The organism is Chryseobacterium sp. JK1, assembly GCF_050632815.1.
Lineage (GTDB): Bacteria > Bacteroidota > Bacteroidia > Flavobacteriales > Weeksellaceae > Chryseobacterium.
The window spans coordinates 171081-187887 of record NZ_JBODRU010000003.1 but is presented as its reverse complement, the minus strand read 5'-3'; the positions used below and the strand labels follow the sequence as shown (position 1 = coordinate 187887).

19 protein-coding genes are annotated in these 16807 nt (G+C 35.7%); 10 read left to right on the top strand and 9 right to left on the bottom strand.

Annotated features, from left to right (window positions below; all coding sequences use genetic code 11):
• Nucleotides 1-11: 11 nt before the first annotated feature.
• From ACQ76T_RS17505 to ACQ76T_RS17495, 3 genes are all read right to left on the bottom strand, one after another.
• Nucleotides 12-1322, bottom strand: coding sequence for a hypothetical protein (locus tag ACQ76T_RS17505; RefSeq protein ID WP_431344547.1), 1311 nt, complete (start codon nt 1320-1322; stop codon nt 12-14).
• A gap of 161 nt (nt 1323-1483) precedes the next feature.
• Nucleotides 1484-1867, bottom strand: coding sequence for a hypothetical protein (locus tag ACQ76T_RS17500; RefSeq protein WP_431344546.1), 384 nt, complete (start codon nt 1865-1867; stop codon nt 1484-1486).
• Between the two features lie 16 nt (nt 1868-1883).
• Nucleotides 1884-3902 carry a M3 family metallopeptidase gene (locus tag ACQ76T_RS17495; RefSeq protein ID WP_431344545.1) on the bottom strand — a complete coding sequence of 673 codons (2019 nt, stop codon included), beginning with the start codon at nt 3900-3902 and terminating at the stop codon, nt 1884-1886.
• Nucleotides 3903-4112: 210 nt separating this feature from the next.
• Between ACQ76T_RS17495 and ACQ76T_RS17490 the strand changes: the two genes are divergently transcribed.
• Nucleotides 4113-4637 carry an SRPBCC family protein gene (locus ACQ76T_RS17490; protein ID WP_431344544.1) on the top strand — a complete coding sequence of 175 codons (525 nt, stop codon included), beginning with the start codon at nt 4113-4115 and terminating at the stop codon, nt 4635-4637.
• A gap of 34 nt (nt 4638-4671) precedes the next feature.
• Here the strand turns inward: ACQ76T_RS17490 and ACQ76T_RS17485 are convergent, their stop codons facing one another.
• Nucleotides 4672-5037, bottom strand: coding sequence for a DUF805 domain-containing protein (locus ACQ76T_RS17485; protein WP_431344543.1), 366 nt, complete (start codon nt 5035-5037; stop codon nt 4672-4674).
• Between the two features lie 254 nt (nt 5038-5291).
• On the opposite strand from ACQ76T_RS17485, the gene ACQ76T_RS17480 reads away from it, so the two are divergent.
• The 6 genes from ACQ76T_RS17480 (at nt 5292) to rimM (ending at nt 8845) form a co-directional block, all read left to right on the top strand.
• Nucleotides 5292-5741 carry a hypothetical protein gene (locus tag ACQ76T_RS17480; RefSeq protein ID WP_431344542.1) on the top strand — a complete coding sequence of 150 codons (450 nt, stop codon included), beginning with the start codon at nt 5292-5294 and terminating at the stop codon, nt 5739-5741.
• Between the two features lie 96 nt (nt 5742-5837).
• Entirely contained in the window at nt 5838-6473 is a 636-nt protein-coding gene (locus tag ACQ76T_RS17475) for a DoxX family membrane protein (protein WP_431344541.1), read from the top strand.
• 46 nt (nt 6474-6519) lie between these two features.
• Entirely contained in the window at nt 6520-7029 is a 510-nt protein-coding gene (locus ACQ76T_RS17470) for a nitroreductase family protein (protein WP_431344540.1), read from the top strand.
• Nucleotide 7030: 1 nt separating this feature from the next.
• Nucleotides 7031-7615, top strand: a complete 585-nt coding sequence (locus ACQ76T_RS17465; protein ID WP_431344539.1) for a hypothetical protein — start codon at nt 7031-7033, stop codon at nt 7613-7615.
• Between the two features lie 106 nt (nt 7616-7721).
• Complete coding sequence (locus ACQ76T_RS17460; RefSeq protein WP_431344538.1) at nt 7722-8288, top strand: 30S ribosomal protein S16; 567 nt, start codon at nt 7722-7724, stop codon at nt 8286-8288.
• A gap of 14 nt (nt 8289-8302) precedes the next feature.
• A complete protein-coding gene (gene rimM / locus ACQ76T_RS17455; protein WP_431344537.1) occupies nt 8303-8845 on the top strand; it encodes a ribosome maturation factor RimM in 543 nt (180 codons plus the stop codon).
• Nucleotides 8846-8884: 39 nt separating this feature from the next.
• Here rimM and ACQ76T_RS17450 read toward each other — a convergent pair whose 3' ends face one another.
• The 5 genes from ACQ76T_RS17450 to ACQ76T_RS17430 form a co-directional block, all read right to left on the bottom strand.
• Nucleotides 8885-10540, bottom strand: a complete 1656-nt coding sequence (locus tag ACQ76T_RS17450) for a serine hydrolase domain-containing protein (RefSeq protein ID WP_431344536.1) — start codon at nt 10538-10540, stop codon at nt 8885-8887.
• An 85-nt stretch (nt 10541-10625) separates the two neighbouring features.
• The gene (locus ACQ76T_RS17445; RefSeq protein ID WP_431344535.1) at nt 10626-11540 is read right to left on the bottom strand and encodes a helix-turn-helix domain-containing protein; all 915 of its coding nucleotides are present in this window, start codon (nt 11538-11540) and stop codon (nt 10626-10628) included.
• Nucleotides 11541-11689: 149 nt separating this feature from the next.
• Nucleotides 11690-12529 (bottom strand): SDR family NAD(P)-dependent oxidoreductase, encoded by an 840-nt coding sequence (locus ACQ76T_RS17440; protein ID WP_431344534.1) that lies wholly within the window; start codon nt 12527-12529, stop codon nt 11690-11692.
• A gap of 120 nt (nt 12530-12649) precedes the next feature.
• Nucleotides 12650-13459, bottom strand: coding sequence for a helix-turn-helix domain-containing protein (locus ACQ76T_RS17435; RefSeq protein ID WP_431344533.1), 810 nt, complete (start codon nt 13457-13459; stop codon nt 12650-12652).
• Nucleotides 13456-14385 carry a helix-turn-helix domain-containing protein gene (locus tag ACQ76T_RS17430; RefSeq protein WP_431344532.1) on the bottom strand — a complete coding sequence of 310 codons (930 nt, stop codon included), beginning with the start codon at nt 14383-14385 and terminating at the stop codon, nt 13456-13458. The genes ACQ76T_RS17435 and ACQ76T_RS17430 overlap by 4 nt, the downstream gene beginning before the upstream one ends.
• 105 nt (nt 14386-14490) lie before the next feature.
• On the opposite strand from ACQ76T_RS17430, the gene ACQ76T_RS17425 reads away from it, so the two are divergent.
• Genes ACQ76T_RS17425 through ACQ76T_RS17415 form a run of 3 tightly spaced genes read left to right on the top strand, consistent with a single transcriptional unit; the run spans nt 14491 to nt 16758 of the window.
• Nucleotides 14491-15132: an LA_2272 family surface repeat-containing protein gene (locus ACQ76T_RS17425; RefSeq protein ID WP_431344531.1), complete on the top strand. Its 642-nt coding sequence runs from the start codon at nt 14491-14493 to the stop codon at nt 15130-15132.
• 6 nt (nt 15133-15138) lie between these two features.
• Nucleotides 15139-15678 carry a hypothetical protein gene (locus ACQ76T_RS17420; protein ID WP_431344530.1) on the top strand — a complete coding sequence of 180 codons (540 nt, stop codon included), beginning with the start codon at nt 15139-15141 and terminating at the stop codon, nt 15676-15678.
• A 6-nt stretch (nt 15679-15684) separates the two neighbouring features.
• Nucleotides 15685-16758 carry a fatty acid desaturase family protein gene (locus tag ACQ76T_RS17415; protein WP_431344529.1) on the top strand — a complete coding sequence of 358 codons (1074 nt, stop codon included), beginning with the start codon at nt 15685-15687 and terminating at the stop codon, nt 16756-16758.
• Nucleotides 16759-16807 lie beyond the last annotated feature (49 nt).

Genomic DNA, 16807 nt, shown 5'->3' with positions numbered 1-16807 from the left:
TATTTTTGTTTTCAGAGCTTTCCTGAAAAATACTTGTTTTGTCTTAATACTTTAGCCAGAAAAGGATTGGAAACAGTTACCCCATGTACCAATTCTGGTGTAGGTTTAAATGTACTTACTCCATGGGTACGGGAAGCAATCCAACCTGATTTTTCGGGATCAAGACCCGCATTTTTACAGGCATTGACAATCATTTCCTTGTTACAGAAAATTCTCTCCTGAAAAACTTCCCATGGCAAAGGTACTAAATTCCAGACATCTGTGTTGGGATCAATCTTTCCTCCGGAAGATAAATGCCATGCAATAACATCCGCGGCCATAAGTCGCATAACCTTTCCGAAGCAGATATCATCAAGGATAAAATCAAGTTCCAAGGCATAGATAAGATTCATCCAATTGTCTCTGGCTTTATTCCAGGCTCCGGCGGTATTGTTCCAGGTTGTGGAATCATTGCCTTTTTTTACAGCCATTGTTTTTCTGTAAATATCGTTTCCGTTCCAGAGTTCTTCGAGAAAACTGGAAATTTCCTGAAGAATAGCGGTCCATTTTCCTAAAAGCTTTCCTTTCTGCTCATCACTAAGGTGTTCTAAAACTTTAGCATCAGTATAAATATAAGAGATGGTTTCCCAATGAGTCATCTCTGGATTTTTCATACATCTGTTGAACAGCATTTCACAAATCTCATCAAAGGGTCTTTCCTGACTGTGATTGGTAAATGTACTTCTAAGGTTACTTCTTGCATTAAAATATGCAATAAAGCAGGCGGTATTCAGGTCTTTGCTGAAATCTTCAAAGCTGATGGTATGGGAAAGCCCATGTTTGGCTATTTTCTGAAGTTCAATTTTTTTTGATTCGTGAATGAATTTCTGAAGACGGATTTCAATTCGTTTTAAAAGTCTCCATTTCTTGTTGTAATTTCGTTTTGAAATATCGAGTCCAGCTAGTTTTCTGAGATCCTTATTGAGACGGTCGCTTTTGAAATCATTCTCTCCAACTTCTTTATGAATTAACGGGGAGACTTCTTTCAAAAATGTTTCAATTCCTTCTGCACTATACAAACCTGAATTTTCTTTTTCATTAATTGTAAAGATTTCAATAGCTTTTTTGATCTGCTTATCTGCACCAATGGCCTTTCCAAAAGTATCAAGCATAGAGGTGTAACCATAGATGTTGTTTTTCAGAGAGCGGTTGGCCGCTTTACTCAACGTGGCAAGTTCGTGAATTGCTAATTGTGATGTCATTAACTGAACAATCATTTCTGCAACATCTTCAGGGCGAAGGCGCTGATCCAGGGTTTTGTAAAGTTGCTCAATGGTACTCATTTCTGTTGTTTTGAAAGTTACAATTTTTCATCAGCCCTTTGGGCATGCTGGCTTTTTCAGAATCAATATTGTGAAGAGCAGCTTTTAATGATTCATTAAAAGCTGCTTTCAGCGCATTTCATTTTTCTGTCACGATGTAAGAAAAATAAGATCCAAAAGGCTTAATGAGACTGCGGATCGAAATAGGCTTTAAAAGTAAGCGGATTTTCGACTTTTCCTTCGGCATCTTCGAGATATTCTAAATATTCAGCCTGATGCTTTTCCATATAAATCATAACGATGGCCAGATTGATAAAGAGATTTTTATCTTCTGAACCTAAGTTTAAAGCTTTCTTTAAATATAGCAATGCGGTCTCATTTTCTCCCATGTCAGAATAGATTGCCCCTATATTGATTAATGCAGAGGTATTCTCCGGTTCAAGAAGCAAGATTTCATCTAATTCTTTTACTAAAAGATCATTTAAAGTATCCCAATGGTCTTCATTCTCCCATCTTTTCGCCTGGAGTTTTTTTACATTCTCCAGTCTTTGCGTAATATTATTCATCTTTTTGAAAGGTTTACTATCCAAATGCTCTCTTCAATAAGCTTTCTACTTTCGGCTCGCTTCCTCTGAAGTTTTTATACAGTTCCATCGGATCTTTTGTGCCCCCGGAAGAAAGAAGAACTTTATATTTTGCTGCAATTTCCGGGTTGAAAATCCCGTTTTCTTTAAAATACTGAAAAGCATCCGCATCCAATACTTCTGCCCACTTGTAAGAATAATATCCTGCAGAATATCCACCCTGGAAAATGTGAGAGAAACTTGGACTCATCGCTGTTTCCGGGTTTACAGGGTAAAGTGCAGTGGCTTTGGTATATTTATCTTCAAACTCTTTTACTGTTTCGCTTTCCAGTTCACCAACTTTTGTATGGTAATTCATATCCAGAAGCCCGAAACCTAGTTGTCTTAAAGTTTGGTAACCTTCCATAAAGTTTTTAGACTGTTCGATTTTTTCAATTTTATCGTCAGGAAGGATTTCTCCTGTTTTATAATGCTTGGCAAACGTTTTCAGGAATTCGGGTTCATAGCAGAAGTTTTCAAGGAACTGTGATGGAAGTTCTACAAAATCCCATTTCACAGAAGTTCCGGAAAGACCAGGGTATTGTGTATCTGCCATCATTCCGTGAAGTGCATGTCCAAATTCGTGGAATAGAGTAGTTACTTCCTGAAAAGTCAGTAAACTTGGAGTATCTTTTGTCGGTTTGCTGAAGTTGCACACGATTGAAATATGCGGACGTGAATTTTCTCCGTTCTGCTTATACTGATTTTTATAGCTCGTCATCCATGCGCCGGCTCTTTTCCCTTTTCTTGGGAAATAATCAACATATAAAAGAGATTTGTAGGTCCCGTTTTCTTTTACTTCATATACTTTTACTTCTTCATGATACTTCGGAATGTCGTTTCTTTCCTCAAAGGTAAGACCGAAAAGTTTTCCAGCCAGTCCAAAAACGGCATCCTGAACCTGATTGAGTGGGAAATAAGGTTTTAATTCTTCATCATTAAGATCGAATTTTTGTTTACGCAGTTTTTCAGCATAGAAAGCATGGTCATAGCTTTGCATATCTTCAATTCCGTCTGTTTTTGCTAAAGATTTTAATTCTTCAATCTCTTGGTCTGCATAAGGTTTAGCCTTCGTTAAAAGCTCATTTAAAAAATCAAAAACTTTTACCGGAGATTTGGCCATTCTTTCCTCCAATACATAGTTTGCATAATCTTTATATCCTACCAGTTCTGCTTTCTGCTGCTTTAAACTAAGAAGCTCCTTGATCAGATTTTGATTGTCATATTCACCACCATCGAAAGATTTTTTACCATTGGCCAAAGCCAGTTCTTTTCTCAGTTCACGGTTCTCCGCATAGGTCATGAAAGGAATGTAGCTTGGATATTGTAACGTAACTACCCAGCCTTCAAGATTTCTTTCTTTTGCCTCTTCTGCATACTGTTCTATTATAGCTTCAGGAATTCCTGCCAGCTCTTCTTTATGAGTAATATGTTTGAAATAAGCATTGGTGGAAGCCAGTACATTTTGCCCGAACTGTAAAGATTTTAAAGAAAGATCCATATTGATTTTCTTTAATTTTTCTTTGTCTTCTTCATTCAAAAGAGCTCCGCTTCTCACAAATCCTTTATAGGTTTCATTCAAAAGCATTTCCTGTTCTTCGTTGAGAGAATATTTTTCCTTTTCATCATATACCTTTTTGATTTTTTCGAAAAGGGCCTCATTTTGAGATATTTTTGAAGAATGTTCTGTTAAGATCGGTGAAACCTCCTGCGCGATCTGTTGAAGCTCATCACTCGTTTCAGCAGAATTTAAATTGAAAAATATATTAGATACAATATCCAGCTGTTCTCCGGAATAAGCTAATGCTTCAATAACATTTTCAAAAGTTGCTTCTTCTGTATTGTTCACAATAGCATCAATTTCTGCTTCTGATTTTTGGATTAGCTCTTTAAAAGCCGGAAGATAATCTTCATTTTTAATATTCCCGAACGGAGCAGCGTGATATGGTGTGTTGAATTTCTCTGTTAAAATATTCATTTTTCGATTTTTATTAAAGTAAATGTAATGATTCATTGGGGAATCTCCGCTGAAATAGTCAAAAATAATGCCTGAATATCCAGGTATGACAAAAATGCATTATCTTTAATAATCTTGTCATATGGAAAGTGGGAGCGATGTCGGAATATTTAATTTTGAGGACAAATTCAGTAATCATTATTGGAATAAACAAACTTTAAAATATAGACTATGAAAACATTCTTAAAAATCATCGGTATTATTGTTCTGCTGGCCATTGTATACGCTTTGGTTGCCGTTCTGGCCTTCAGTAAAGAGTATCATTATGAAAAATCCGTTGTCATTAAGGCTCCAAAAGAGAAAGTATGGCAATATGTAGGTTCATTGAAGGGATATAATATGTGGGATCCTTTTTCTAAGGAAATCAGAGATATTTCGATTACCTACTCCGGAGATGGTGACAAAGTAGGCGACTCCTATCACTGGAAAGGAGATGAGAACGAAGGAGAACAGACCATTACAGGAATAGTTCCGAATGAAAAAATGATGACAAATCTTCGCTTTATTCAGCCTTTTGAAGGAAATGCAAAAGTGGTATTTACTCTCACCCCGGAAGGTAACGGAACCAAAGTAACCTGGGCTATTGACAACGAACTGAATAATATGATGAAAATTATGAAGCCCATGATGAACAGTAACATGGATAAAATGTTCGGCCAGGGGCTCGAAGATCTGAAGAAACTCTCTGAAAAATAAAATGAAAGCCTTGTGAATTCACAAGGCTTTTTTATTAGGCTTCTTTTTTACCGATTTCGTTAATCGAATTGTAGTTCCCTTCTCCTTTAGGGTTAGGGCCGTACTGGTTGGGACCGTGATCGCTATCCGCAAATAGCATCCATAATCCATAAAAAGGAATTATTTGATACCAACCGGAATTTCCTCTGTCATGGCATCTTTTTGCACCTTGGGCAAGAAGAAACCAAAGAAAAGGGACAAGTAAAATAAGGAAAAAGATCAAAGCGATGCCTGATACATTTTCGCCATTAGTTTGGAAATAAAAATTGAAAGGAATAGAGAATACAGTATAAATAAGATATGATAATCCATACTCTGTTCTTCTGATTCTCCCATCGAATGAAAATGGTGCTTTAAACATGATTTTAGTTTTTTTAGAATGGCAAATCTAGAAATAATTTTTAAAAAACAATGAAATATTTTTCCTATTTGTCATTACAGTTATAGTGCTGATGTTTACAATGCCTGTAATGATGAGTATTGTACAGAATATTGCTGATCAGTGAATTGTGAAAATCATCAGTTGTTGTATTGGATCATTAGTTTATTCTAATAAACGAGGAAAGTATACATTATTATTCTAAAAATATTATCTTTATATAAAGAATCGATTGTATGGAGAAGACTGTATTTGAAAAAAGTGCTATCAGAGATTTTGTAAAAATAACGATTGCAGAAAAAATTGAAAAACTGAAAAATTTTATCGAATTTACCCTGGAAGCGAGCCGTGACATCAAAAAAACTCCAAAATATGACAGTATAAGAGAAGAAATGCAGGAGGAGATCTATCAGATGCAAAGGCAGCTTGGCGCTTTGAACGACCTTAATAGGAATATGGCGAAAGTACTCAATAAATCTACAGAAAGAGTACAGCTGGGATCATTGGTTATCACCAACAAGGCCCGTTTTTATATTTCTGTTTCATTGGGAGAATTCTTTTTTGAGGGAGACCGTTTTTATGCCATTTCTCCGGAAAGCCCAATGGCTAAAAAGATGATGGGAATGAAGGCTGGGGATGAATTTACCTTAAACAAAATTCACCAGAAGGTTATCGAAGTATTATAAAAATGGAAAGGAGATAGAAACAATACAAAAAACTAAACAGGTAAGACCTGGTAACTAATAACCGAAAACTTTTACCATTAAACTTTGAATCATGTAATGAAATTTCATCATCTAAGAACCAACAGTTTCAACCAGTGGATGATTATTCATCTTCGCTATCTGGTCGGATTTGCATTTTTCCCATCCGGACTGGTAAAGCTCATGGGAGAACGATTTACCAGGATTTCTACAGATCATCCCATAGGGTATTTTTTCGAAGCCTTATATCAATCCGGATTGTATTGGAATTTTTTAGGTTTGGCTCAGGTAACTGCCGGGATTTTGCTGATTACGCAACGGTATGCTACCTTAGGCAGCCTCATGTTTCTTGCCATATTGAGTAATATCTGGATCATTACCATCAGCCTCTCATTCAAAGGAACGTGGATAATTACCTCTTTAATGATGATCGCTGTACTTATACTGATTATCTGGGATCAGCATAAACTCCGTCCCATTTTAAATTACAACAAGCCAAGCAGTGTGAAAGAATATCCTGACCCAGGCAGAATCTGGATCATGGCCGGTGTTGTATATGCCTTTAGTCTTATTGTTGTATGTATGTTGGATACTGTTAACGGAAATATTTATGAGGAGTTGCTTTCTAAAACGTTTCTGATTATTATTCCATTCACCTTTGTATTAACCAATTATAAGGCGTATAAAAATCGTAAACTGATGGTAAATACTTAACATTTTAAATGAAACAGATTGAATTCCTTGTTGTAAATTTGCAGACATGAATAAAGCAAACATTTTAAAAGAAATTATAGAGCAGAGAAGAAGTATTTTCCCAAAAGATTATACAGATCAGGAAATTTCTCAGGAAATTGTAGACGAAATTCTACATTCTGCAACGCTGGCTCCTAACCATAAACGTACAAAACCTTGGCGTTTCAAAATATTCAAAGGAGAAGAAAAAGCAAAACTGGCCTTAGAAATGCAGGCAATTTATAAAGCAAGCCAACCTGAACAACTTTTTCTTGAGAAAAAATATAACGATATCGGATTTAAGATCAATAAAGCAGATGTGGTGGTTTCTATTGTTGTCAACTTCAGTGGAATGGTTCCTGAATGGGAAGAAATTGCTGCCACTTCAATGGCCGTTCAGAATATGTATCTGAGCTGTACCGCAAATAATGTCGGTTGCTACTGGAGTTCTCCTAAAATTGTGGATAATCTTAAAGAATCTCTTACGATTGAAGAAAATCAGAAATGCTTAGGATTGTTCTATATGGGAATGGTTTAGCATGAAAAATATTTACAGAGATTATAACGAAGAAGAGATGCTGATCGCTTATCTTGACTACATGGATCATACAGGAAAGATCAATGAAGAGATGGAGGAAATGATCAGGCAGAAATTTGATTATAATGAATTTGTAAAAAAAGCAGAACATAAAAGAGCATTGATTAAAGAAAGAGGACGTATCTCGTTTGAAGTCTATAATAGGGTAAAAGAAGGAAAGAGTTTGGATGAAATTTTTGAAACTATTTCCTCAGACCTCGTGGATGCAAAAGAATTGGAGCATTTAATGGTAACGAAGTTTAATACTTTTTCTTTACACAAAGAAAATACTAAGATCGATACGAAAACAGTTTACAGAAGCCTTTTGGGCGTTTTAGTTGCTTCAGTTACCGGCTTTTTGTTTTTTTTCAGATTGGTGGATGTACTTAAAGAAACTTCATTTCTGTTACTAATCCCTGTATATATTTTTAACTATTATGTCATCAAATTTATAACAGGAAAAACGCGGGATAACCTGATTGTTTTTATCGCTGTTTTTATTTCCGTAATCCTCTCAACAATCTTGCCTTTTGTATTGATGAAATAAAAAAATGAAAAATATATCATTTTCAAATTATCTAATTGGAAAATTTATTTTATCTTTGCACTCTTAAATATTTAACTGGGACGAGTTCCCGTAAAATTCAAACATTATGTCAGTAAAAATCAGATTACAAAGACACGGTAAAAAAGGAAAACCTTTTTTCCACATCGTGGTTGCAGATTCTAGAGCTAGAAGAGATGGTAGATTCATCGAAAAACTAGGAACTTACAACCCAATTACTAACCCAGCAACTATCGAATTGAACGTTGATTCTGCTGTACAGTGGTTAAACAACGGTGCTCAGCCTACTGATACTGCTAGAGCTATCCTTTCTTACAAAGGTGCTCTTTACAAAAAACACTTACAAGGTGGTGTAGCTAAAGGTGCTTTTGACGAAGCTGAAGCTGAGAAGAGATTCAACGCTTGGGTAGAGGCTAAAGATTCTAAAGTACAAGGTAAAGTAGAAGGTTTAGCTACTGCTAAAGCTGATGCTAAGAAAGCTGCTTTAGAAGCTGAAGTAAAAGTAAACGAAGCTAGAATTGCTGCTGCTGCACAAGCTGACGCTGATGCTAAAGCTGCTGAAGAAGCTGCAAACGCACCTGCTGAAGAAGTTGTTGCTGAAGCTACAGAAGGAGAAGCTCCTGCTGCTGAAACTGAAGAAAACACTGAAGCTTAAGAACAAACTCTGTTATGCGTAAAGAAGATTGCTATTTTTTAGGGAAAATCACACGCAGACACGGACTTGCGGGGAACGTTATCCTTAAATTGGATACCGACCAACCCGAGCTTTACAATAAACTGGAATCAATATTCGTTGAAATCAACGGATTATTGGTTCCATTTTTTATTGAAAAATCATCATGGAGCAAATTAGATGCTCTCAACCTTGCATTTAAAAACTCCTCTGAGGCTATGGTAGACCAGGCTTTAGGTAAAAGTGTTTACCTTCCGCTTGCTACATTGCCTAAACTTTCAGGAAAACAGTTCTATTACCACGAAATCATCGGATACAATATCCTTGATGAACATGATAATGACTGTGGGGTGATCCGTTCTGTAAACGATCAGACCGCGCAGAATTATTTTATCTTAGGATTTGAAGGAAGAGAAATCGTTATTCCTTTAATCAAAGACTGGATTCTGGAAGTGAACAGAGAAGAAAGATTCATCAAAATGCATCTGCCGGAAGGCTTAATGGACGTATTCCTGGTTCCATCCAAAAAAGACGAATAATTCAATTTTTCGTCTTTCATCACTTTTCCAATATCTTTATCACTTCTGATTGCTCATCAAAATAGCGGGCAACAGATAATCCTGTATTATTTTATCAGCCTGTGGATGTGCATAAGGCTTATTATAGGCTTTTGCAGTAATAACAATAACGACCGGTATATCTTTAAAAACGATAATTTTGTTTCCGCCGTTTCCACTGCACTGGTAGGCCTCATAATCCTGATTCCCCACCTGATAGACTTTTCTCCAAAACAGATAGCCGTAGCCTTCAAAATCTGTATTCTCTGCAAAATAATTGCTAAAAGATTTATCAATCCAGGCTGTATTGATGATAGATTTTCCGTTCCAGACTCCGTTGCTTTTGTAAAGCTGACCGAATTTGGCAAAATCCAGGGCTTTCATTCTTAATCCACCTGCAAGAGAAGGCTTCTGTTGAGGAGTAAATTGCCATTTATAAGTAGAGATACCAAGCGGTTGAAATAATTTACGATCAGCATAATCCTTTAATCCTTTAGGAACAGATTGATCCAGAATGTCTCCTGTTAGTACAACTCCAGCTGTAAAATAATTCCAGGTTTTTCCTATTTTATTTTCCGTCATAGGAAGATCTAAGGTAAACTTCACCCAATTGTCGGTTGGATACATATTTTCCTCATTTCCTGGAGAGTCGGAATCTTCGTCGTTACCCTCAAAACCAGAACTCATTGTCAAAAGACTTTTCAGAGTGACACTGTCTTTTTTGGAACTGTAGTTTTGATAAGATTTTAAATTATAGAATGTTTTCAGGTTTTGATCTTCACTTTGAAGATAGCCTTCCTGAATGGCAATTCCCGTAAGTGCTGAAGCAAAAGATTTTCCTACTGACCTTGTATCCTGTAAAGAATCTCTTCCAGATTGGTTAAAATATTCTTCCAGAAGAAGCTTATGATTTTTTATAACAATAATACTGGTAATGTCTTTGAATCTTTCCTCTGCAATTTTTTTGTTTAAAAGCTTTATTTTTTCGGTATTAAACTTGTCTTCAGAAACTTTCCAGCCGCTATTTTTTTGGATAGGTTGAACCGCAATTTGGGACTGGCTGATGTTTTTTTGAGGTACCAAAAGATGTATTTCTCCTGAAGCGATGAGATTTCCGGTTTTTACTTCTGAAGTTCTAAGATACGGGCGAATTTCAATTCTTAGCAGATGATTACCGCTGGTAAGAGCATCAATTCCGTCATGAGACTGATAAAATCTCATCCATAAATATCTTCCCCAAGAATCTTCATTTCGGGTGCTGATCAGAGGAATTCTGAAAGTTGTTTTGAATTTTTTGCTGTCTGCTGTTCCTGCTCCTGTATTCAGATTTTCAGTGTAGATCAGTTTTCCATCAACATAAAAGGAGAACTGATAATTACCGCGTTGGAGAAGATCCGTTTCCGTTAAAGAAGGATCTAGCTTGTGCAGATAATTGAGGAGCGAATTATCCATAAAAACACGGATATCAAAATCCTGATTTTCAAGAAATGTCATCTTTTTAAGAACATCAGCATCTTTTAAATTTTCCAACGGAATCTGTTGATTCATGAAAATGACCGTATTCAGATTTTTCTTTTGAATGGAATTTTCAATTTTCTCCGGAATTACCATATCCTGGTTCTGAGCCGAAAGAAAAAGAGAGATGAAAATAAAGAAAGAGGTAAGTATTGATTTCATTTCAATTGAATTTAAACAAAAATACTACGCTTTTCATTTAAAAAATAGAACGAAATTAACATTTATTGTTTATCATTTACATTTCTCAGTTGAACAGCTTCCTGAATGCTCCCGGCGACTGATTGGTTTTCTGTTTAAAAAGTTTACTGAAAGATTGTGGATGTTCAAAACCCAGTTCATAGGCAATTTCACTTACCGACAGGCTTGTTGTACTTAACCGTTCTTTCGCGGAATCAATCAGTTTATTCTGAATGTGTTGCTGTGTATTCTGTTGAGTATGAAGGCGAAGCAATGTGCCCAGATAATTGGGTGAAATGTTCATTTGATCGGCAATAGTTTTTACCGATGGAATTCCGTTTTCGAGAAGACTTCCACTGTTAAAATATTCATCAAGAATATCTTCAAACTTATGAAGCAGCTCATGGCTCGATTTTTTTCGGGTAAAGAACTGCCGCTCGTAAAAACGATCTGAATAAATCAACAGTAACTCAATCTGAGCGATAATGAGGTCTTGGGTAAATTTATCTGTGTTGGTCTGATATTCACGTTCAATGTTTTTAAAAATATCAATAAGCACCTTCTCTTCCTTATTGGAAAGAAAAAGAGCTTCTTTCACCTGATAGCTGAAGAAATCGTAGGATTTTATTTTTTTTGTTAATGATGTATTCCATAAAAAATCAGGATGTATCAGCAAAAGATATCCCGTGGGTTCTACTTCAACATCTGGATTTACCTCAAGGCTTAAATATTGCTGAGGAGAAACGAAACACAATACACCGGAGTCAAAATCATACTGCTGCTGTCCATAATTAAACTTTGGTGTCACATGTTTTTTCAAGCCGATCGAGTAAAAATTTTGAATCCATCTCAATTCTCCATGGTCCACAATATGGCGAACTTTGCTGTAATCTATCAGACTGATCAATGGATGCTCAGGATTGGGAAGACTACAGAAAGCGTGAAAATCTGAAATAGAGTTAAAACGAAAAGGCTGTTTCATAATCACTAAATTAGTTCTTTTTATAAAATGATAAAGTCAGGCTGTATAAAATCTTCGGCTCCGTTCAGAATGTGGGTGTAATTTATAAATAGCAATAAACATGATTGGAAATTCTATTCTGAGTGGGGCCGAAGAAAATGATGATAAGATTAGATTGCGGTAGAAACGGTTAGATTTTCCCATTCCGTTGCATCTTTCTTTAAAATATCAATTTTATTATTCAGGTACTCCATTGTTCCTACTCCCAGTAATAAATGTACGGGTGGATTTTTTTCTTTGCTGATCTGGATCAGAACATCCGCTGCTTTTTCAGGATCATTAGGCTGGTTTCCATTGATTTCATTAAGATGTGCCTGTTCAGAATGTCTTGCTGCTTCATACGCCTGAATAGGATTAGCAGGAGTTTTCACAGAATCTTTAGTTAAAAAATCCGTACGGAAATAACCTGGATAAACCACTGTAGCATGAATTCCGAAACCTTTAACCTCTTCCGCCAATGCTTCCGTAAACCCTGCTACTGCAAATTTTGTTGAGCAGTAAATTCCCCATCCCGGAAAATTAGCAGAATATCCGCCAACAGAAGAAATATTGAAAATGTTTCCTGATTTTTGCTCACGAAGATAAGGCAGTACATTTCGAATCACATTTAATGTTCCAAATACATTTACTGCATAATTTTCTCTTGCTTCCTGATCAGTAAGTTCCTCAAGAGTTCCAATTTGTCCATATCCTGCATTGTTAACAACAACATCGATCTGCCCGAAATGCTCAACTGCTTTTGCAATGGCAGATTTTATTTCGTCGTTGTCTGTAATATTGACTCCAAGGGGAAGGAAGTTTTCAGAAGTGTTTCCCAGAGTTGAGATCAGGGATTCAATGGTACGGCTGGTAGCAGCAACCCGGAATCCTTCAGATAATAATTTTTTTACCAGTTCGAATCCTAATCCTCTTGAAGCTCCTGTCACGAACCATACTTTTTTTGTTTCCATTTTTAAATATTTTTTTGTTTAAATGATGGTACAAAGATGGAAAGTTACAGAAAGGAAAAAGTAGCCGAATCGGGGAATCCCGTATCCAAATCGTGAATTTGTTTTTTTTGCAGATTGGATTTAATGGTTTTTCAGAAGATTCTTGTATTTCAAAGGAGTAATTCCCGTGTTTTCTTTAAAACATTTGATGAAGTGGCTTTGATCAGCAAAACCACATTCTAACGCAACATCTATCAAAGACGTCTTATTTTTATTGATCATTTCCAAAGATCTGTTGATTTTCAGTTTCCTGATATATTCTCCCAGATTGCAGTGGAAATATTTCTGAAAATCGCGGCTTAAATGTACAGGATGGATGTTTACTGCTTTTGAAATCTCAACGAGACTTACTTTTTCGGTGAAACTTTCATGAAGAATCTCATCAACCTGATGAACCCATAAAGGTTTTTTTTCAAAGGAAGCTTTCTGATAGGGAAGTTGAGAAAAGAACTGCAGCAGAAGTTCCTGTACTGCGGCTTCAAAAGAAAGATCGTTGGTTTTCGTTTCTTTGAATATTTTGTAAAACAATAATTTTAATGAAGGATTTTTAATTGTAAAACTACCTTCTATTGTATTTTTCTGCAGATCAAATACGCTAAACCACTCCTGTGAAATTTCAATATGAAAACCTCTGGTAAAAATATCAGGTTTGATGTTATAATGAGGATCTTCCCAATGATGATAAAGCAAGGTTCCGGGAGAACATTCATAAGTTTCTTTTCTGTTACCTTCCGTCATATGCCCCTGAAGCAAAAAAGTAAAATAAGCATTTTCATGATAATGCCAGTCTACGTAAGGATGAGTGTACTCTGTATCAGTGATTGTTAACCCTTCAAAATGAAGCTTTTCGTTGGTCTGGCCAAAATATTCGCCTTTGTGTAACGTTTTCATAATAAATCCTTTTTTAGACGGTCGATCTGTTGATACATTTTATTAAAGAAAATCTTTCTCTCTCGGTTTCCGGATTCGTTCAGTGATTTTGAGTTTTTGATCTGATGTTCAAAATAGCTTAAAGAATCTTCACAGGTAGGCTTATCATTGGTCATCATATATCCAAACATACTGAAAGGAATAAAGAAGGAGCACTGCAGCTCGTTTTTAAACAAAATACTGTTGTTGAGGATCACCAGATCATTCACATAAATCTGAAAATTGGATTTTTCCAGGGTTTTATTTTCCAGATCTTCGAGCAGTTTTCTTAAATCTTCAAGAATCTGCTCAACGTCATTATTTCTCAAAAGACCCATTTCGTGGTAAAAAGAAATTTGTCTTAACGCACTCATAATGGTGGTGTCATTCCATATCTCTGTAACATTCTGTTTGTCGTACAGATCTTTCAGCATATCATTTTTTATGGAGTGATATCCTAAATTGAATTCATGAAAAGGGCTTAAGAATTTATCCTGGTTCAGAAGATTCATCCATACATAAAACTTGAAACGGGACAGCATAGAATCTGAAATCGTGTAGAAGAATGGGATGTCTTTTGCCGAATAATATACTTTGGAATTTGTGATATTCTGAAAAACGTTCAATATTTTCAAAGAATTTTCAAAATAGTTTAAAAGATCTTCGGTTGTTTTTACAGGTTGTGTTCTTTTTACAACGAGTTGATTTTCTGTTCCCAGAAACTGATCCAAGGAAATCTGATAATACTTTGCCAGTTCCAGCGCTTCTTCAAAACTGAATTTTGCTTTCAGAGAAGTCCTGCGATGGGCAGCATCATAGCTAATATCAAGAATATTGGCGATCTCATCATTTAAAGATCTTTCACCAATTTTCCTTCTGATTTCCTTTAATAAAGCTTCCTGGTGCATGGTTTTGCGATTTTCACAAATGTAGTATTTTTTTTAATTTTTTTTCACATTCATAAGTGCTGTTTCTGCGGATAATTTTGAAATGTAATTTTAAAATAATGAGTTATGGAAACACGTATTTTTTTAGTCATCGTTCTTTTATGGAGCAGTTGGGGATATGCATCCGACAATGTGAAAGTAGATTCTTTGAAACCAAGGTTAATTGCGGTTTCTCCTTCAAAGAATATCAAAAACGTAAATGGTATTCTGTTTAAATATTTTGATGAAGAGGAAGATTTTACGCCCAAGAAAGTGAATGGTTTGGGAATAGGATGCAATGTGATGGGTTTTTTTCTTCCGGTTCTCATGCTTGTCAGTTTACCTTCCGTACAAAGTTGGGATTTCGGTAATAGTTATCCTGTTATTCCCAAGCAAAGGATGAATAAAATCAACGGACTGCAATTATCATTAATCAATATGGAGCCTACTATAACGAATGGCTTGGAGGTCAGTCTTTCAAGTAATATCAGCACATATGCTGTAACCAATGGAATGTCTGTTTCTCCTTTTTTCAATTTACATCATGAGATGAATGGAGTTTCTGTAGCACCTTTTGCAAATGTAGGGCAGAAGTGCAGAGGAATTCAGATCGGCTTGTACAATAAATGTGAGGACTTCCGGGGAATACAGATCGGGATGTGGAATGAGAACGGGAGAAGAAAATTTCCTCTGATCAATTGGAATTTCAAAAAACAAAAAAATACATAAAACATTATGAAAAAGCTTACCGGGATACTTTTTACATGGGTTTTGATGCTCAATTCATGCATCAGTTTTAGTGGCGGGATGATAAAGCATGATGTATCGGTGATCGGAAAAGGAAATGCTGTCAGCATTGATGGAAATTATGAATGTAAAGGATATGACGGACTAGGAGAGATGACTACTTCTTTTACCTTACGAAACTTTAGTAGAAATGGTTATCATAAGTTCACCGTAAAGTCAATTCCTTTGGATAACAAGGAAGCTTATGAACTTCAGTTCAAATTTTTGAAAGGTGATACTCTTGCATTTTCTGCAAAACACCAAGTTCGTCTTAAAAATGGTTTTTTCATGGTAGATAATTATAAATCGGGTTGTAGTGGAATTCCTTATTTATATGGAAGCTGTGAGAAATCTCAATCCCGCATCGGTTTAACAAAAGACGGAAATCTTTTAATCCAAAGTTATTATCACAGCAGTGGTGGAATCTTCCTGTTCTTATGGTCGGGACATACATCGCATACTGTAGAAAAGTACAGAAAAATTAAATAAAAAAACATGAAAGCGAAAATCAAATTTAAAAAAGCAACGTCTCCTTTTTATGCAGAACTGCGTGAAGAAGTGAAATTACTGCTTACCGAGAAGGTGATTAGGAAAGCCAACAGATTACTTATTATAAAATTTATATCATATACTGTTATTTTTCTGCTTTTGTATGGTAATCTTTTTAATCCTTATATGAAAGGTAAGACTTGGGCTGTCATTCTCAATTATACTTTATTGGGACTTACGGGAATACTGTTGGCTTTTAACTGTTCTCACGATTGTGTTCATAATACATTCTCGAAATATAAAAAAATGAACCAATTTATTTACTATATAACATTTAATTTACAAGGAGTGAATGCAAGGTTGTGGAGGAAAAGACATATTACCTCTCATCATGTTTTTCCCAATGTAGACGGATGTGATGCCGATATTGATGATAATATTTTTATCCGACTTTCTGCTCATCATCCTATAAGAAACATACATCAGTATCAGCACTTTTATGCCACTTTGCTGTATTGTTTTTATACGCTGCACTGGATTTTTATTAAAGATTTCATTTATTTGAGGAAGAAAGAATTGGGAAATCTGAGAAATCAGAACCATTCATGGAAGTCTGTAGTAGAAGTGGTTGTTCTGAAGCTTGCTTACTTTACTTATATGTTAGTCCTTCCTGCAATTTTTACGGGTATTCCTGGAACTACCATTATGATATCTTTTCTGATCATGCATCTTACAATTTCTTTATTTTTTGTATTGACTTTAATCATTTCTCACCTAAGTCTTGAGACCGATTTTCCAATAGCGGATGAAAATGGCTGCTTACCCTACGACTATTATGAGCATCAGCTTGCTGTATCTCTGGATTATCACCCAACCAACCCATTGGCAAACTGGATTTTCGGAGGGTTCAATTCCCATGCAGCTCATCATCTTTTTCCGGGTTTGCCTCATACTCTGTATACCATTATCACTCCTGCGATTAAAAAAGCGGCTGTCAGAAACAACTTTCCCTATCATGAAAAGAGTATTGCTGAGGCCGTAATCTCTCATTATCAGTATCTCTGGAAATTGAGTAAATGATTTTTTCTGTGGACTGTAGACTTTCAGCATGTAATTAAAACTAATTTTT

Bases quoted from the DNA above. Each gene is read 5' to 3' on its own strand.
- ACQ76T_RS17470 (WP_431344540.1), top strand. From the start codon at position 6,520: ATGAATAAAGCAAACATTTTAAAAGAAATTATAGAGCAGAGAAGAAGT.
- ACQ76T_RS17485 (WP_431344543.1), bottom strand. From the start codon at position 5,037: ATGTTTAAAGCACCATTTTCATTCGATGGGAGAATCAGAAGAACAGAG.
- ACQ76T_RS17495 (WP_431344545.1), bottom strand. From the start codon at position 3,902: ATGAATATTTTAACAGAGAAATTCAACACACCATATCACGCTGCTCCG.
- ACQ76T_RS17505 (WP_431344547.1), bottom strand. From the start codon at position 1,322: ATGAGTACCATTGAGCAACTTTACAAAACCCTGGATCAGCGCCTTCGC.
- ACQ76T_RS17430 (WP_431344532.1), bottom strand. From the start codon at position 14,385: ATGCACCAGGAAGCTTTATTAAAGGAAATCAGAAGGAAAATTGGTGAA.
- ACQ76T_RS17450 (WP_431344536.1), bottom strand. From the start codon at position 10,540: ATGAAATCAATACTTACCTCTTTCTTTATTTTCATCTCTCTTTTTCTT.
- ACQ76T_RS17460 (WP_431344538.1), top strand. From the start codon at position 7,722: ATGTCAGTAAAAATCAGATTACAAAGACACGGTAAAAAAGGAAAACCT.
- ACQ76T_RS17480 (WP_431344542.1), top strand. From the start codon at position 5,292: ATGGAGAAGACTGTATTTGAAAAAAGTGCTATCAGAGATTTTGTAAAA.
- ACQ76T_RS17475 (WP_431344541.1), top strand. From the start codon at position 5,838: ATGAAATTTCATCATCTAAGAACCAACAGTTTCAACCAGTGGATGATT.
- ACQ76T_RS17490 (WP_431344544.1), top strand. From the start codon at position 4,113: ATGAAAACATTCTTAAAAATCATCGGTATTATTGTTCTGCTGGCCATT.
- ACQ76T_RS17440 (WP_431344534.1), bottom strand. From the start codon at position 12,529: ATGGAAACAAAAAAAGTATGGTTCGTGACAGGAGCTTCAAGAGGATTA.
- ACQ76T_RS17415 (WP_431344529.1), top strand. From the start codon at position 15,685: ATGAAAGCGAAAATCAAATTTAAAAAAGCAACGTCTCCTTTTTATGCA.
- ACQ76T_RS17465 (WP_431344539.1), top strand. From the start codon at position 7,031: ATGAAAAATATTTACAGAGATTATAACGAAGAAGAGATGCTGATCGCT.
- ACQ76T_RS17425 (WP_431344531.1), top strand. From the start codon at position 14,491: ATGGAAACACGTATTTTTTTAGTCATCGTTCTTTTATGGAGCAGTTGG.
- ACQ76T_RS17500 (WP_431344546.1), bottom strand. From the start codon at position 1,867: ATGAATAATATTACGCAAAGACTGGAGAATGTAAAAAAACTCCAGGCG.
- ACQ76T_RS17445 (WP_431344535.1), bottom strand. From the start codon at position 11,540: ATGAAACAGCCTTTTCGTTTTAACTCTATTTCAGATTTTCACGCTTTC.
- ACQ76T_RS17435 (WP_431344533.1), bottom strand. From the start codon at position 13,459: ATGAAAACGTTACACAAAGGCGAATATTTTGGCCAGACCAACGAAAAG.
- ACQ76T_RS17420 (WP_431344530.1), top strand. From the start codon at position 15,139: ATGAAAAAGCTTACCGGGATACTTTTTACATGGGTTTTGATGCTCAAT.
- rimM (WP_431344537.1), top strand. From the start codon at position 8,303: ATGCGTAAAGAAGATTGCTATTTTTTAGGGAAAATCACACGCAGACAC.